Source organism: Actinokineospora alba (assembly GCF_004362515.1).
Classification (GTDB): Bacteria; Actinomycetota; Actinomycetes; order Mycobacteriales; family Pseudonocardiaceae; genus Actinokineospora; species Actinokineospora alba.
Genome location: NZ_SNXU01000001.1, coordinates 2,414,224 through 2,429,941, shown reverse-complemented (window position 1 = coordinate 2,429,941; position 15,718 = coordinate 2,414,224). Strand labels below are relative to the sequence as shown.

The window sequence follows — 15,718 nt, the reverse complement described above, 5'->3', positions numbered from 1 at the left end:
TCAGGACTGCAGGGTGGCGGCCAGTTGTTCGCCCGCGGCGGCGCGGCGGAGTTTGCCTGAGGGGGTTTTGGGCAGGGTGCCGGGCGGGAGGACGGCGACCGCCACCGGGCGGGCGTTGACCGACTCGAAGACCCGGGCGCCGACTTCCTTGCGCAGCCGCTTCTCCTGCTCCGCGTCCCCCGCGTGCTTGGACTCCACCACCACCGCGAACCGTTCACGCCTGCTGCCCGCGTCGATGCGGACCGCCACCGCGTTGCCCGCGCGGACGCCCTCGACCGACGCCGCGGCGCGTTCGATGTCTGTCGGGTAGATGTTGCGGCCCGCCAGGATGATGACGTCCTTGCGCCTGCCGCAGATCACGATCTGTCCGTCCACTATGTACCCGAGGTCGCCGGTGTCGAGCCAGCCGTCGGCGTCCTGGGTCGCGAGTGGACCGTCGACCGTCAGGTATCCCGGGGTGACGGCCTCCCCACGCAGGCGGATCTCGCCGACCTCGCGCTCGCCGAGGACCTTGCCGTCGTCGTCGACGATCGAGGCTTCGATGCCGCGCAGGGGCTTGCCGAGGATGGCGAACGAGCGGGCGTCGGGGCCCGGTTCCACTGGCACCGCACGGTTTTCCGCTTCCAACTGCTCCGCGTCGATGTAGTCCAAGGTCAACCCGCCGAGTAGCGGCGCGAAGGAGACCGCGAGGGTCGCCTCGGCCATGCCGTAGGCCGGGAACACACACTCGGGACGCAGGCCGAAGCGGGCGCCCGCGTCGGTGAACGCCAGCACCGCCTTCTCGTCGATCGGCTCCGCTCCGTTGAGCGCCAGGCGAAGCGACGACAGGTCGTACTTGCCCTCTTCGTCCACACCGGACAGTCGGCGGCCGAGCAGGGCGTAGGCGAAGTTGGGGGCGGCGGTGATCGTGCCGCGGTGGCGCGAGATCAGGTCGGCCCACAGCAGCGGCCCGGTCAGGAAGTCGACCGGGGTGACCTTCACCAGTTCCAGGCCCACCGTCATCGGCACGGTCAGGAAGCCGACCATCCCCATGTCGTGGAACAGCGGCAGCCACGACACCATGATGTCGTTGTCGACGTCGAGCGCCGACGCCTCGGCCATCGAGGTCAGGTTCGCGAACAGGTTGCCGTGGGTGATCCGCACCGCCTTCGGCTCAGCCGTCGAGCCGCTGGTGAGCTGCAGCAGCGCGGGGGCGTCCTCGTCGACCGAAACAACCTCGGACAGCGGTTCGCCGTCGAGGTCCTCCAGCCGCAAGTACCCGATGCCGTGCTGGTCGAGCACCGGCGCGACCGCGTCGAACGGCGAGCCGAGCAGGACCAGCTTGGAGCCGATCATCGCCAGCACCCGCACGGTGTCCTCGGCCCATTCGGCGAGGTCGGTGCGCGGGGTGGGCTGGTGCAGCATGGTGACGCTGCCGCCAGCCAGCCACACGGCCTGCACGGCGGGCGCGATGGTCACCGGCTCGGCCGCGAGCACCGCGACGGCGCCGTGCTTGGCCAGGCCACCCGCGACGAGCCCGCCCGCCATCCGCCGGGCCCGCTCGTGCACCTCGCCCCACGTGTGCCGAACGGGCGCCTTGGGCTCCCCGGTGGTGATTCCCCGTGCCGCGCCGCGGGTCGTCGCGGTGGCCACAAGCATGTCAACGAACCGACTCATGACCTGAACATTAGTTGCCCTACTCGGCGAGTTCAGCGACTTCCATCCACCGGAGTTCGACCTCTTCTTTGTCCGCGACGACCTTGCGCAGCTCAGCGTCGAGTTCGAGCAGCTTGGTCGGCTCGGTGGCGGCCTCCGCCAGCGCCGCGTGGAGCTTCTTCTCCTTGGTGGTCAGCGTCTGCATCTGGCGTTCGAGCTTCGCCAGCTCCTTCTGCGCCGCTCGCCGCTCGGTCGCGCTCGACTTCGTCGCGGCGCCGCCACCGGTCTTGACGGGCACCGCGGCGGCGATCGCGGCCGTGCGGATCTTCAGGTACTCCTCGATGCCGCCGATCAGCGGGGTGATCTTGCCGTCGCCGAACAGGGCGACGACCGAGTCGCAGACGCGTTCGACCAGGTACCGGTCGTGGGAGACGACCACCATGGTGCCCGGCCACGAGTCGAGCAGGTCTTCGAGCTGCTGCAGGGTGTCGATGTCGAGGTCGTTCGTCGGCTCGTCGAGGAGCAGCACGTTCGGCTCGGCCATCAGCAGCCGGGCCAGCTGCAGCCTGCGCCGCTCGCCGCCGGACAGATCCCCGACCGGCGTCCACTGCTTGTTCGCCGGGAAACCGAAGCGCTCCGCCAGCTGCGAGGCCGACAGGTCCTGCTTGCCGAGGGTCACCCGGCGGGCGACCTCCTCGATCGCCTCCAGGACCCGCTGCTCGGGCGGCAGCTCACGCAGTTCCTGGGTCAGGTGCGCGAGGCGCACGGTCTGCCCCTGGACGCGCTTGCCCGTCGACGGCTCGGAGTCGCCCGCGAGCAGGCGCAACAGTGTCGTCTTGCCGGAGCCGTTGACGCCGACCAGACCGACCCGGTCGCCCGGGCCGATGCGGTAGGTCTCGTGGTCGAGGATCGGCTTGTCCCCCGCCGCGATGGACACGTCCTCCAGCTCCAGCACCGTGCGGCCGAGCCTGCGCTTGGCGAAGGCCAGCAGCTCGACGCTGTCGCGCGGCGGCGGGACGTCGGAGATCAGCGCCTCGGCGGCCTCGATCCGGTAGCGCGGCTTCGACGTGCGCGCGGGGGCGCCGCGGCGCAGCCACGCCAGTTCCTTGCGGGCGAGGTTGCGGCGCTTCTCCTCGATGGTGTCGGCGAGCCTGCCGCGCTCGGCGCGGGCGTAGATCCAGTCCGCGTAGCCGCCCTCGTACTGCTCGACCTTGCCGTTGACGACTTCCCACGTGCGCGTGCAGACCGTGTCGAGGAACCACCGGTCGTGGGTGACGACCACCAGCGCGGTGCCCCGGCTGATCAGGTGGTCGGCGAGCCAGCGCACACCCTCGACGTCGAGGTGGTTGGTCGGCTCGTCGAGGATGACCAGGTCCAGCTCCTGCACCAGGGTCGCGGCCAGCGCGACGCGGCGCCGCTCGCCACCGGACATGGTGTCGACCGGGCTGTCGAAGCCCAGCGTGGTGATCTCCAGGCCTTCGAGGATCGAGCGGGCGCGCGGGTCGGCCGCCCACTGGTGTTCCTCGGTGATGCCCAGGGGTTCGAGGACCGCGTGCCGCACGGTCGAGTCCTTCGGCAGCTCGGTGCGCTGGGTGACCACGGCCATCCGCAGGTCACGGACCCGGCTGACCCGGCCGGAGTCGGCCGGTTCGATCCCGGCCAGCACCTCGAGCAGCGTGGTCTTGCCGCCGCCGTTGAGCCCGACGACGCCGATCCGGTCACCTTGGCCGACGCCCAGGGACACCTCGTCGAGCAGGGGTCGGACGCCAAAGCTCTTGCTGACGTTCTCCAGGTTGACCAGGTTGGCCATCTACCTGCACTTTCGCCGGGTTTGGATGATGCTCGCGATAGGCAAAGCTACCAACCGGCCAGGCGCGGCCACCGGTCCGCCCAGCCGCCCCGCCATTCGCGCAACGGTCTGAGCACTCTCTGTGCATTTGGTTTCAAAAGCCCCCTATGCCCCTATATTGACGTGCAGTCCGACCGACTGGGAGGTGAAATGTCCGTAGCTCGCCGCGGCATCCGGATCACCGCCGCCATCGCGGTAATGATCTTGGCCGTTGCCGGGTGTTCCAAAGAACGCCCGAGTGACGACGCCACGCAATCCGCCGATCTCGGCAAGCAGATCGTCATTCGCTCGGACGGGAGCCCGACGCTCGCGAACCTGTGGGTCGACAGCGTCAAGCCCGTCGAGTGCACCGAACCGGGGAGCCTGGAGCCGAACAACGGCCACTACCTCGCCGCGACGATCGTCCTGCAGACGACCCAGGAGTACCAGCCCGACTGGGGCTGGTGGATGAGCGCGACGGATTTCGCCACCGAGGACAATGACGGCAAGGTCACCGGCCGGGGCATCTTCACTTCGTGTCTGCCGCAGCACCGGTATCTGCCGGACGATTTCTACCTGGCCGATTCCGGCTACTACGGAGTCGTCTTGATCGATTCCAGCAGTGAGCACGGCGTTCTCACCTATAAGCCGCACAACATGCCCGACAACGTCAAAGGCTGGCGCTGGAGTTATTAGGCGTGGACCTGGGGAGGGATCGGGCGGGGGGTTTCGTCTCCGCCGATCACCCTGGCGCCGGGGACCGGGCCGTGCGCGACCCGGACGGTCCGACACACGCCCGCGCCTGCCAGCTCGGCCGCCACGCGCAGCGCCGACTCGCCGTCTGAGCAGAGGAACGCGCAGGTCGGGCCCGATCCGGACACCGTTCCTGCCAGGGCTCCCGCGCTGACCCCGGCCCGCAGCGTGCGGCGCAGGCCGGGCCGCAGCGACACCGCGGCGGCCTGCATGTCGTTGCCGAGCAGCAGCGCCAGCTGACGCGGGTCGCCGGTGGCCAGCGCCTCCAGGACGGGCTCGACCGCGCCGATGCGCGGCGGGTCGCCCTCATCGCGCAGGCGGTCGAGTTCGGTGAACACCTTGGGCGTGGACAGGCCGCGCCGGTCGAAGGCGAGCACCCAGTGGTAGGTGTGCCGGGACAACACGGGGACCAGCTTCTCGCCGCGGCCGGTGCCGAGCGCGGTGCCGCCGTAGAGCGTGAACGGCACGTCGCTGCCCAGCTTGGCGCAGATGCCCGCCAGTTCGTCGCGGGTGATGTCGAGCCGCCACAGCGACGCCAGGCCGACCAGGGTCGCCGCGGCGTCCGCGCTGCCGCCGGCCATGCCGCCGGACACCGGGATGCCCTTGTTGATGACCACCCGGATCTTGGGCTCGTCCGGGTCGCGCCCGACGTGCCTGGCCAGTTCCTGCACCGCGCGCCACGCGAGGTTGCTCGCACCCGTGGGGACGGCGTCGGCGCCTTCGCCGTGCACCTCGACCCCGGGCTCGTCGGCGATCGCGACCGTGACCTCGTCGGTCAGCGACAGCGCCTGGAAGATCGTGGTCAGGTCGTGATAGCCGTCCGGGCGGAGGTCACCGACGGCAAGGTGGAGGTTCACCTTGGACGGCACACGGACGGTCACCGGTGGCGGTACGACAGCGAGCACCGGGCAAGCCTACGGCCACGCCCGCGCGTCCCCTGTCCCGGACAGCGCCCGGGACGACGGGGCCCGGCGCGACGCGGTCACGGTCATGCGGCGTGCAGGTGCGGGACAGTCGTCGGCTGGGCCACGAGGGCGCCGCGCTCGGCGATCCAGGCCAGGGCCGCGTCGGCCCGGGCGCCGTTGACGCCGACGAGGAAGCGGGCGACCGGGGTCTCGCCGACCCGGGTCAGTCCGCCGCCGACGACGGAGATCGCCGAGTCGAACCGGGCGCCCGCCTCGGGCAGCAGCGCGCCGACCGCGGCGAAGCCGACCAGGATGACTTCGGCGACCCGGTCGTGCCTGCCCGCGGCGGGCACGGTGTCGATCTCGGGCAGCAGGGTCCGCGCGACCTGGCTGTTCGGGTCCTGGATCAGCGAGAGCAGCTGCCCGCTCTCCTGGATCCGGCCCGCCGAGAGCAGCGCGACGTCGTCGGCGATGCGGCGGACGACACCGGCGTCGCTGGTGGCGATGAGGACGGTCGAGCCGAGTTCGGCGCGGGCCCGGTCGAGGACGGCGAGGACACCGGCGGTCGCGTCGGCGTCGAGGCCCCTGGTGGGGTCGTCGGCGAGCAGCAGACCGGGGTCGCCGACCAGGGCGCGGGCGACGGACACCCGGGCGCGCTGGCCGGGGGTGAGGGCGTCGGGGTAGGTGGCGGCCTTGTCGGTGAGGCCGATCAGGTCGAGCAGCTTGCCGACCCGGTCACGGCGCTGCGGGCCGTCGATCCCGGCCTGCTCCAGCGGGATCGCGATGTTGCCCGCGGCGGTGCGCTGCGGCAGCAGGTCGCCGTGCTGGATGACGCCGATGCGCCTGCGCGCGGCCCGGAGTCTGCGCGGGTCGAGGGCGGCGGTGTTGTAGCCCTCGACGCGGATGACGCCGCTGTCCGGGCGTTCCTGCAGCGACACCAGGCGGGCGAGGGTGGACTTGCCGGAGCCCTGCGGGCCGACCACGCCGGTGATCGTCCCGGCGGGGACCTCGAGGGTGACGTTCTCGAGGGCGAGCACCGGGCCGGTGTCGCCGTGGAAGGACTTGGTGAGGTTTTCAACGGTGATCATGGGTCTTCTCCAACGCGGCGTGACCCACCGTGCCGGAACGTCCATAAGGGACAATTCGGACAGGTGAAGTCGAGGGTGACTGGCGAAAGTACGAGCGGGGGTGAGCTAGTTAGCTAGCTACGTACATTCGTCGACACGCGGTCACGGTCCGCCGGCATTGGTCGATGACTCGCCTGCTGGTCAGGATTCCCATCTTGCCTAGTTCCTCCATCGCTCCTGGCGGTAGCACCTGCCCAACGATGGGTGGTTGCTGCGGCGTCGCAGAGCCAGATCTCTCAGCCGCTCGGGATGGAATGCACCACGAGTACACCCGATCACGGGGTCGCTGCGCAAGCCGCCAATAGCAGTAGACGGGCAACGTCACATTTTGGAGGTAGTGCGGCGTCAGCCCTGGGCGGCGATCCGGACGAAGTCGTCCACGGTGAGCTGTTCGCCGCGCAAACCGGGGTCGACCCCGGCGGCCACGAGGATCTCTTCGGCCCGGGCCGCCGACCCGGCCCACCCCGCCAGCGCCGCCCGCAGCGTCTTGCGCCGCTGCGCGAAGGCCGCGTCGACGACGGCGAAGACCGTCTTGCGGTCGGCCTCGGGGGTCTCGCGGCGGGTCATCAGGACCAGCGCGGAGTCCACGTTCGGCACGGGCCAGAACACCGAGCGCGGCACGGTGGCGACCCTTTTGGCCTCGGAGTACCAGGCGACCTTGACGCTCGGGACGCCGTAGACCTTGCTGCCGGGTCCGGCGGCCATCCGGTCGGCCACCTCGGCCTGGACCATGACCAGCACCGTGCGCAGCGACGGCAGCTCGGCGAGGAGGTGCAGGACCACGGGGACGGCGACGTTGTAGGGCAGATTCGCGACAAGGGCCGTGGGCGCGACGGCGAGCTGCTCGGCTTGGACCCGCATGGCGTCGGCTTCGAGGACGTGGAGGCGGTCCTTGAGGTCCGGGGCGCGGTCGGCGACGGTCGCCGGGAGCTGCTTGGCCAGGACCGGGTCGATCTCGACGGCTACGACGGCCTTGCAGGCGGGGAGGAGGGCGAGGGTGAGGGAGCCGAGGCCGGGGCCGACTTCGAGGACCACGTCGTCGTCGGTGAGCTTGGCGACGGTCACGATGCGGCGGACCGTGTTGGGGTCGTGGACGAAGTTCTGGCCGAGCTTCTTGGTCGGGCGGACGTCGAGCTGTTCGGCGAGCTTTCGCACGTCCGCGGGGCCAAGGAGAGTCACCCGCTGAGCCTACGGGCTCGACGGTGGGCGCACCTTTGGGTGGTGGATGCGTAGGTCCACATCATCGAAGTGTGATCATGGTCACAAAGCAAGAACGGCCGCCCGGTTTGGGCGGCCGTTCTCGGTGGTACGTGGTTAGCGGGGCAATCCGAGCTTGCTGGCGCAGTGCGGCCAAGCGCTGTAGCCGCCGCGGGCGTCGCGGAGCTTGGTGGCGATGGCGATCTGCTGCTCGCGAGAGGCCTGGTGGGGGTACGCGGCGTACTGGCTGCCGCCGTAGGCGTCCCAGGTGCTCTTGTTGAACTGCAGGCCGCCGTAGTAGCCGTTGCCCGTGTTGATCGCCCAGTTGCCGGTGGACTCACAGTGCGCGAGCCGGTCCCAGACCTGGCCGTCGGGGATGACGGGAACCGGGGGCTTCTTGGTGCCGACCTTCACGATCTTCGGCTTCGGCGCGACGGTTTCCTTCGCGCCGATTTCCTCGCGCTTGATTTCCTTGCCGTTTTTCTGGGTGATGCGGTAGGTCGCGATGCGCTCGCCGGGGGCGCCCGGCTCGACGATCGTTTCCTTGCCCTTGTCCATCTCCGGGTCGTCGATCTTCTGCACCGGGGGCGCGACGGGCTCGGTCAGGTTGACCACCGTCACGCCGGTGCGGCTGATCCGGACCTCGGCACCGCCGGTGAGCTTGAGGTCGCCGCCGGGGGTGATCGCGTCCTCGGGTCCGAGCGTCAGCTTCAGCTCGTTGAGGAGTTCCTGCACGGTGACGGCGTTCGTGGTGATCGGCTTGGGCGCGTTGCCACCGTCGAAGAGGGTGATCGCCTTGGCGGTCTTGATCTCGACCGACATGCCTTCGAGCGGCACCTGCGAGTCGTTGCCCGCGGAGATCCACGCGCCGGCGACGGGGGCGTTGGCCTGCTTGAGGGCCTCACCGAGTGTGGTGGCGCGGACCCAGGCGTCGCGCTTCTCACCGTCGACGGTGAGGTGCAGCTGACGGCCGCGCTGGAGGACGATCTTGCCGTCGTCGCCGATCTCTGCGGTCGGGGACGGGCTCAGCGAGTCGTGCTCGCCGATGTTGATGCCTTCCTCTTCCAGCACTTCACCGACCGTGTCGGCGTAGGTGTTGATCTGGCGGGCCTGGCCGTCGACATCGACGGTGACGGAGTTGTTCATCGCGATGGCCGCGGCGCCGCCGCCGACCAAGCTCACGAGTACCGCGGCGATGGTGGCCTTGAGGAACGAGGCCTTCCACCGTCTGACCGCCGTGATGAGACCGGGTGCGGGCTCGTCCTCGACCGTCAGCGGACGCGGGCCGGAGGCCACCTCGTCGGGAATGACCGGCAGGACCGTGGTTTCGGCGTTGACGAGCCTGATCAGCTCTTCGACGTCGACACCGGCGTGCGCCATGATCTCGTCGGCCTGCGGGCCGAGGGCGTAGCGGACATCGTGGTCGGTGATGTTCAGAGACGGCGAGTAGCCCGTGTCGTAGTCCTCGGACGGGAACTCCGAACGCCACGCCGTGAAGTCCCCGTCGTGGTTGTCCGTGCCGACGGTGACCGGCGTGAACCAGTCGGTGTCGGCGAAGCCGTCGGTCTGTTTACCGCTCACAGGATCCATTCCTCCAGGAGGCGGGAGCCGCGTTCCCCACATTGCAAAGCTCCGGATTGATCTGAGACAGGGATGCCCCAGGTCGTTCGGTCACGGGACAGTAACGAGCGCCGGTGGGTTGCGCAAACACATCCAGCAATGTCGTGAGTCCCGTCACATCACAGTCGGCGCAATCGTTCCCCCATTCAGCGCAATTGCTCACCGCCCGGAAGGTCCGATGTCACATCGAGCAACCGAAACACGCGATTTGCGGTTGTAGACACAGAATTTGCGAGATCGGCCACATCCACGCCGCGCAGCTCGGCAAGGTCGCGCACGGTGTACGCGACGCAGTACGGCTCGTTCGGGCGACCCCGAAACGGGTGAGGCGTGAGGAAAGGCGCGTCCGTCTCCACCAGAAGTTGTTCCAGCGGCACGAAAGCGGCCGCCTCGCGCAGCGCCCTCGCGTTGCGGAACGTGACCGGTCCCGCGAAGGACAATACGAAACCTTGATCGACGCAGCGACGCGCAAAGCCGAGGTCACCCGAAAAACAGTGGAAAACCACCGTTTCGGGTGGTCCTTCTTCAGTCAGCACACGGAGGATGTCCTCGTGCGCGTCGCGGTCGTGGATCATCAGCGGCTTGCCGACCCGTTTGGCCAGGTCGATGTGCCAGCGGAACGCCTCTTCCTGCGCGTCGCGCGGCGAGTAGTCCCAGTAGTAGTCGAGGCCGGTCTCGCCGACCGCGACAACCCTTGGCCGCCGCGACAAATCCTCTATGACCGCTTTGTCCGAATCAGTGAAGTTCGCTGTCCGCGTGGGATGCACCGCGACCGCGGCGAAGACTCGCGAGTCCCAAGTGGACGCCTCGGCCGCCCAGACCGCGGAGTCCAGGTCGTCGGCCACGGTGATCACCCGGTCGACGCCGACCGACGACGCCCGGTCGAGCACCTCGACGACCGACGCCAAATCCTTGGCACCACAGGCATCCAGGTGCGTGTGGGCGTCCACCACCGGTGCCGGAAGTGGCTCCGGAACCGGTGGTAGGTCACCCTTGCGTGGCGTCACTTGACGATCGGCGCCCAGTCCGGGCCGGTCTCGCCGAGTTCGGCGTCGAGCTTGGCGAACAGCGGCGACGGCTTGTCCAGCGGACGGCCAACCTCGATGTCCACCGATTCCCATTTGGCCTGGTCATTGGCGTAGTCACCAGTCAGGACCGGGTACTGCAGGCTCGGGTCGTCAAGGTCGGCGACCTCACGGATCTCCGGCTGCGAGGACCACACGCCCTTGCCGCCCAGCGCCTCGTGGATCTTCTGCGCGGAGTGCGGCAGGAACGGCGTGAGCAGCGTGTTCGCGTCGGAGACGACCTGCAGCGCGGTGTGCAGGATCGTGTCCCGACGCTCCGGGTCATCCTTGCGCTTCCAGGGCTCCTCATCGGACAGGTACTTGTTCGCCGCGCCGACCACGCGCATGGCCTCGTTGGCCGCGGCCTTGAAGCGCGAACGCCGCAGGTTCTCGCCGACGGTGTCGAACGCGTTGCGCGCCAACGCCTTCAGCTCCGCGTCGGCGGCCGTGGGCGCGGTCGGGGTCGGGATGGCGCCGACGTTCTTGTGCGCCATCGAGATCGACCGGTTGACCAGGTTGCCCCACTCGTTGGCCAACTCGAAGTTGGTCCGGCGGATGAACTCGTCCCAGGTGAAGTCGGTGTCCTGGTTCTCCGGGCCCGCGACCGAGATGAAGTACCGCAGCGTGTCGGGACCGAACTGCTTGAGGAAGTCCCGGACATAGATCACGGTGCCGCGCGAGGTGGAGAACTTCGAGCCGCTCATGGTGAGGAACTCGCTGGAGACGACCTCGGTCGGCAGGTTGAGCTTGCCGAACCCGCCGGGCTGTCCGCCCTTGTCGCCCTCACCGTTCTGCCCGAGCAGCAGCGACGGCCAGATCAGCGAGTGGAAGACGATGTTGTCCTTGCCCATGAAGTAGTAGGCCTGGGCCGGGTCGGTCCAGAACTCCTTCCAGGCGTCGGCGTCGCCGCTGCGGCGAGCCCATTCGACGCTGGCGGACAAGTAGCCGATCACCGCGTCGAACCAGACGTAGAACTTCTTCATCGGCTGGTCGCGCCACCCGTCGAGCGGAACCGGGACACCCCAGTCGATGTCGCGGGTGATCGCGCGGGGGCGCATGTCGCCGAGCAGGTTCTCGCTGAACTTGAGCACGTTCGGCCGCCACCCGGTGCGGGTGGACAGCCACGACCCCAGCGCGCCCGCGAACGACGGCAGGTCGAGGAACAGGTGCTCGGTCTCGACGAACTTCGGCACCTCGCCGTTGATCTTCGAGCGGGGGTTCTTCAGGTCGATCGGGTCGAGCTGGTTGCCGCAGTTGTCGCACTGGTCGCCGCGCGCGCCGTCGTAGCCGCAGATCGGGCAGGTGCCCTCGATGTAGCGGTCGGGCAGGGTGCGGCCGGTGGACGGGCTGATCGCGCCCATCTGGGTCTTGGCCTGCACGTACCCGTTGCGGTGCAGCGCCAGGAACAGCTCCTGGACGACCTTGTAGTGGTTGCCCGTGGTCGTGCGGGTGAACAGGTCATAGGACAGCCCGAGACCTTGGAGATCCTCGGCGATCACACGGTTGTACTTGTCGGCGAGCTGGCGGGTGGTCAGGCCTTCTTTGTCGGCCTGCACCGAGATCGGGGTGCCGTGTTCGTCCGTTCCGCTGACCATGAGCACCCGGTGACCGGACATTCGCATGTAGCGGGAGAAGACGTCCGAAGGGACACCGAATCCGGAGACGTGACCGATATGGCGGGGGCCGTTGGCGTAGGGCCAGGCCACCGCGGTCAACACGGGGGCGCTCATGACCGGTTAGCGTACGGACGTCGGTGCGGGCGGGTGCACGGAGGCTAGGTCAGCGTCGTGCGCATCAGGTACACGTTGTACGGCGACCACCGTGACATCGCGTAATAAAGAACCGGCCCCTTGGCCGACTCCGGGTGCAGGAATCCGCCGTAGAGGCCGGGGTACCGATCGCCGTCCGCGACGACCTGGCCGTCGGTCCACGGGCCGGTGAGCTCCTCGGCGGTGCGCAGCACGATGGCGGCCTTCGACTCGTCGAGGTGCAGGGCGATCCACCGGTTGAAATGGGTGCTGTAGAGCACCGACAGCTCGGCGACCGGGCCGGTGAAGACGGGCTTGGCCGCGAACGGGTCCTTCGGGTGCCAGGTCTCGCCGGTCCAGTACTCGTAGGCCGCGGGTTCCAGGATGTCCTTTGTGGACACTCGGGCGAGGTGGGTGTCGCCCCAGCGGCCGTTCGGGGTGCCCAGGAGGTAGAGGTGCTCGCCCTGCTGGGCGAAGGCGCCCATCTGGAACGGGTGGTCGTGCTCGGCCCGGTTGATCCAGCGGGAGCGCCACGGCTTGTCCCACGTGCGGCCGCCGTCGCGGGAGAAGGCGATGCCCGCGTAGTTGGTCACCCACTTGCCCTGCGGTCCCCAGTTCCGCACGGACATGTAGTGCAGGTAGTGCACACCGTCGATCTCGATGCCCGCGCACGGGATCACGGTCTCCTCGACGCTCTCGGCGTCGCGGTCGATGATCTGCCGGGCCATGCCGTCGTCCTGGGCGACGACGGACTCGATCTTGAGGCCGTGGTCGAGGTCGCGCTCGGCGACGATCGCCAGCACGTTGCAGCGCCAGTCGGTGTCGTCGTCGGTTCCCGCGCCGTCGCCCCGCCAGCCCGGGCCGTAGGTGTCGCCGAAGACGACGAACGTGCGGCCCGCGCTGTCGTCCCACATGATCCCGAGGTCGGTGGCGTGGATGCCGTAGCGCTCGGCGGTCAGGTTGGTCGACTCGTGGCCGGTGATCTGGGAGACCAGCGTCGTCTCGCCCACCTGGATCATTTGGCGACCGCCGCGTCGTAGAGGGACTTCTTGCTCACCCCGTGTTCGGCGGCGACCTCGGCGGCCGCGTCCTTGAGCCGGGCACCCGCGGCGGCCAGCTCACGGACCTGCTCGACGAGGGTCTCCAGGTCGGGAGTCTCGACGGGCTCGGCGCCGGAGAGGACGACGGTGATCTCGCCGCGCACACCTTCCTCAGCCCACTTGGCCAGCTCGGCGAGTCCGCCGCGGCGGACCTCTTCGTAGGTCTTGGTCAGCTCCCGGCACACGGCGGCCCGCCGGTCGGCGCCGAGCACCTCGGCGGCGTCGGCGAGCAGGCTCGCGATGCGGTGGGGTGACTCGAAGAAGACAGCCGTGCGCGGTTCGGTGGCCAGCGCTTTCAGCCACTTGCGCCGCTCCCCCGGCTTGCGCGGGGCGAAACCCTCGAAGCAGAACCGGTCGCAGGGCAGCCCGGACAGCGCCAGCGCGGTCGTGACCGCGGACGGGCCGGGCAGGCAGGTGATCGGCAGGTCGGCCTCGACACAGGCCGCGACCAGGCGGTACCCCGGATCGGAGACGCTGGGCATCCCCGCGTCGGTGACCAGCAGGACCGACTTGCCCTCGGTGATGGCCTCGACCAGACCGGCGATACGGCTCGTCTCCACGGCGTCGTAGAAGCTGACCATCCGGCCCGTGGGGGTGACACCGAGCGCACTGATCAGGTTGCGGGTCCGGCGGGTGTCCTCGGCGGCGATGACGTCGGCGTTGGTGAACGCCTCGACCAGCCTTGGGGACGCGTCACGGGAGTCACCCAGGGGGGTCGCGGCGAGAACGAGCATCGTCGAAGCCTAGTGCCGCACCACCGGGGCGACTGATCCAAGCTCACCGGCTCACACCTGGGCGCTCGAAGGACCAGCGGAAAGCCGTGGTCACTGACGATGGATTCATCAGTGGGCGAGCATCCACCTACCGTCACCTCGCTATTTCGGCGTGATCTCGGCTATCCCGACGCGGGGATAACACTTCGCGCCCTACCATCTCCCCTCGTGAGCCTCCTCGTAGCCGAAGACGAGGCCGACCGGGTCGGTCCGGACCCGGCGCCTCGGCAAGCCGACGCCACCGAGTCGGTACGCGACCGGCTGCTGGGCAAGCCGATGCCGACCGACCGGTTGCGCGGCTGGATCGTCACCGCCGTCCTGGGGCTGATCGGCGGGTTCGTCCGGTTCCAGAACCTCGGCAACCCCACCGACAACGGCACGCCCGTCTTCGACGAGAAGCACTACGTGCCGCAGGCGTGGCAGATGCTGCGCAACGGGTGGTTCGAGGACAACCCCGGCTACCGGCTGACCGTCCACCCGCCGCTGGGCAAGACGCTCATCGCGTTCGGCGAGTCGCTCTTCGGCTACAACGGCTGGGGCTGGCGGTTCACCGCCGCGCTCGCCGGGGCGCTGATGATCGTGCTGATCATCCGCATCGCCCGGCGGCTGACCAGGTCGACACTGCTCGGCGCGATCGCGGGAATCCTGCTGATCTGCGACGGCGTGTCCCACCTGCAGTCGCGGATGGGGATGCTCGACGCCTTCCTCGCGTTCTTCATCCTGGCCGCGTTCGCCGCGCTGCTGGTCGACCGCGACCAAGTCCGGTCACGGCTCGCGGTGGCGGTCGCGGAGGGCTGGGTCGGCGACTCGACGTACGGGCCGCGGCTGGGTGTGCGCTGGTTCCGCCTGCTGGGCGGTGTGCTGCTCGGCCTGGCTTGCGGCGTCAAGTGGTCGGGGCTGTACTTCATCGCCGCGTTCGGGCTGCTCACGGTCCTGTTCGATGTGACGGCCCGGCGTGCCGCGGGTGTTCGGCACCCCTGGATCGGCACGGCGCTGCGTGATCTCCTGCCCGCGCTGTGGGCCTTCATCGGTGTCGCGGCGATCGCGTACCTGTCGACCTGGTGGGGTTGGTTCGGCAGCGAGACCGGGATCGATCGGCACCTGGAGCCGACCGACGCCAGTGGGCCGTGGGGCGTCGTCAAGGGCGCGTTCGGGTCGCTGTTCCAGTTCCACGAGCACGTCCTGAAGTTCCACAGCGAGCTGGTGACGGACCCGAACAAGCAGCACCCGTGGGAGTCGAAGCCGTGGACGTGGCCGATGGGTCTGCGTCCGATGCTCTATTACTACGAAGGCTCCACGCTGGGCTGTGGCGAGACGAAGTGCGTCGCCGCGACAATGCTGATCGGCACGCCCGCGCTGTGGTGGCTGGCGCTCCCGATGCTGGCGTGGGGGCTGTGGCGGATGGTGGCCCGGCTCGACTGGCGCTACGCCGCGGTCGTCACCGCGTACCTGGCGGGCCTGCTGCCGTGGTTCATCAACCTCGACCGGCAGATGTACTTCTTCTACGTCACGCCGATAGCGGCGTTCCTGGTGCTCGGACTGGTGCTGCCGCTCGGCCACATCCTGGGCCGGGTCCGGGATGGGGCCGAACGGCGGGGCACCGGTCTACTGGTTGTCGCGCTGTACGTGGGCATGGTCGTGGCCAACTTCGTCTGGCTCTGGCCGATCCTCAACGGTGACTCGATCACCGAGGCCCGATGGCAAGCCGAACTCTGGCTGCCGTCCTGGCGGTAGGGCGCTCACGCGGCTCGGGCCGCGCGGTGCGGAGGTCGGCGGCGACCCGGACGAGGTCGCGGTCTTCGACGTCGGACCGTCCGGCCAGGCGCGGCCGGGGTTCGGGCTGACGGTGGTGGTTGCGGTCCAGTCCGTAGACCAGAAGGGCGGCGAGGGCGATGAGTACGAGTTCCATGGCACTAAGTTTGCGCTGCACTCTTTCCTGCCACCAGTGGCAGAACTGACCTTGTGCGA

Annotated in this window: 13 protein-coding genes and 1 riboswitch; of the genes, 2 read left to right on the top strand and 11 right to left on the bottom strand. The window is 69.1% G+C overall.

The window, feature by feature from the left end; all coding sequences use genetic code 11:
* Entirely contained in the window at positions 1-1,656 is a 1,656-nt protein-coding gene (locus tag C8E96_RS11650; protein WP_091378787.1) for a fatty acyl-AMP ligase, read from the bottom strand.
* 19 nt (positions 1,657-1,675) lie between these two features.
* The gene (locus C8E96_RS11645; protein ID WP_091378790.1) at positions 1,676-3,445 is read right to left on the bottom strand and encodes an ABC-F family ATP-binding cassette domain-containing protein; all 1,770 of its coding nucleotides are present in this window, start codon (positions 3,443-3,445) and stop codon (positions 1,676-1,678) included.
* A 162-nt stretch (positions 3,446-3,607) separates the two neighbouring features.
* Between C8E96_RS11645 and C8E96_RS11640 the strand changes: the two genes are divergently transcribed.
* Entirely contained in the window at positions 3,608-4,159 is a 552-nt protein-coding gene (locus tag C8E96_RS11640; protein WP_133794356.1) for a hypothetical protein, read from the top strand.
* Here the strand turns inward: C8E96_RS11640 and C8E96_RS11635 are convergent.
* The 8 genes from C8E96_RS11635 to rsmI all read right to left on the bottom strand — a co-directional run bounded on the left by C8E96_RS11635 (position 4,156) and on the right by rsmI (position 13,711).
* Positions 4,156-5,121, bottom strand: a complete 966-nt coding sequence (locus C8E96_RS11635) for a 4-(cytidine 5'-diphospho)-2-C-methyl-D-erythritol kinase (RefSeq protein ID WP_091378797.1) — start codon at positions 5,119-5,121, stop codon at positions 4,156-4,158. The genes C8E96_RS11640 and C8E96_RS11635 overlap by 4 nt on opposite strands.
* Positions 5,122-5,204: 83 nt before the next feature.
* On the bottom strand, positions 5,205-6,209 hold the full coding sequence (locus tag C8E96_RS11630; protein WP_091378799.1) for a methionine ABC transporter ATP-binding protein: 1,005 nt from the start codon (positions 6,207-6,209) through the stop codon (positions 5,205-5,207).
* A 204-nt stretch (positions 6,210-6,413) separates the two neighbouring features.
* Positions 6,414-6,504, bottom strand: a riboswitch (SAM riboswitch).
* A gap of 89 nt (positions 6,505-6,593) precedes the next feature.
* On the bottom strand, positions 6,594-7,427 hold the full coding sequence (rsmA, locus tag C8E96_RS11625) for a 16S rRNA (adenine(1518)-N(6)/adenine(1519)-N(6))-dimethyltransferase RsmA (RefSeq protein ID WP_091378802.1): 834 nt from the start codon (positions 7,425-7,427) through the stop codon (positions 6,594-6,596).
* A 135-nt stretch (positions 7,428-7,562) separates the two neighbouring features.
* Positions 7,563-9,026: a resuscitation-promoting factor gene (locus C8E96_RS11620; RefSeq protein WP_228770040.1), complete on the bottom strand. Its 1,464-nt coding sequence runs from the start codon at positions 9,024-9,026 to the stop codon at positions 7,563-7,565.
* Positions 9,027-9,211: 185 nt separating this feature from the next.
* Complete coding sequence (locus tag C8E96_RS11615; protein WP_091378808.1) at positions 9,212-10,072, bottom strand: TatD family hydrolase; 861 nt, start codon at positions 10,070-10,072, stop codon at positions 9,212-9,214.
* Positions 10,069-11,859, bottom strand: coding sequence for a methionine--tRNA ligase (gene metG / locus C8E96_RS11610; protein ID WP_091378811.1), 1,791 nt, complete (start codon positions 11,857-11,859; stop codon positions 10,069-10,071). The genes C8E96_RS11615 and metG overlap by 4 nt, the downstream gene beginning before the upstream one ends.
* Before the next feature lie 44 nt (positions 11,860-11,903).
* Positions 11,904-12,896 carry a DUF4185 domain-containing protein gene (locus C8E96_RS11605; RefSeq protein WP_091378815.1) on the bottom strand — a complete coding sequence of 331 codons (993 nt, stop codon included), beginning with the start codon at positions 12,894-12,896 and terminating at the stop codon, positions 11,904-11,906.
* Positions 12,893-13,711 carry a 16S rRNA (cytidine(1402)-2'-O)-methyltransferase gene (gene rsmI, locus C8E96_RS11600; RefSeq protein WP_091378818.1) on the bottom strand — a complete coding sequence of 273 codons (819 nt, stop codon included), beginning with the start codon at positions 13,709-13,711 and terminating at the stop codon, positions 12,893-12,895. The genes C8E96_RS11605 and rsmI overlap by 4 nt, the downstream gene beginning before the upstream one ends.
* A 207-nt stretch (positions 13,712-13,918) precedes the next feature.
* Here rsmI and C8E96_RS11595 point away from each other — a divergent pair, with 207 nt between their 5' ends.
* Positions 13,919-15,484: a dolichyl-phosphate-mannose--protein mannosyltransferase gene (locus C8E96_RS11595; RefSeq protein ID WP_228770041.1), complete on the top strand. Its 1,566-nt coding sequence runs from the start codon at positions 13,919-13,921 to the stop codon at positions 15,482-15,484.
* On the opposite strand, the gene C8E96_RS11590 is transcribed toward C8E96_RS11595, so the two are convergent.
* Entirely contained in the window at positions 15,435-15,659 is a 225-nt protein-coding gene (locus C8E96_RS11590) for a hypothetical protein (protein WP_091378824.1), read from the bottom strand. The genes C8E96_RS11595 and C8E96_RS11590 overlap by 50 nt on opposite strands.
* Positions 15,660-15,718: the final 59 nt, after the last annotated feature.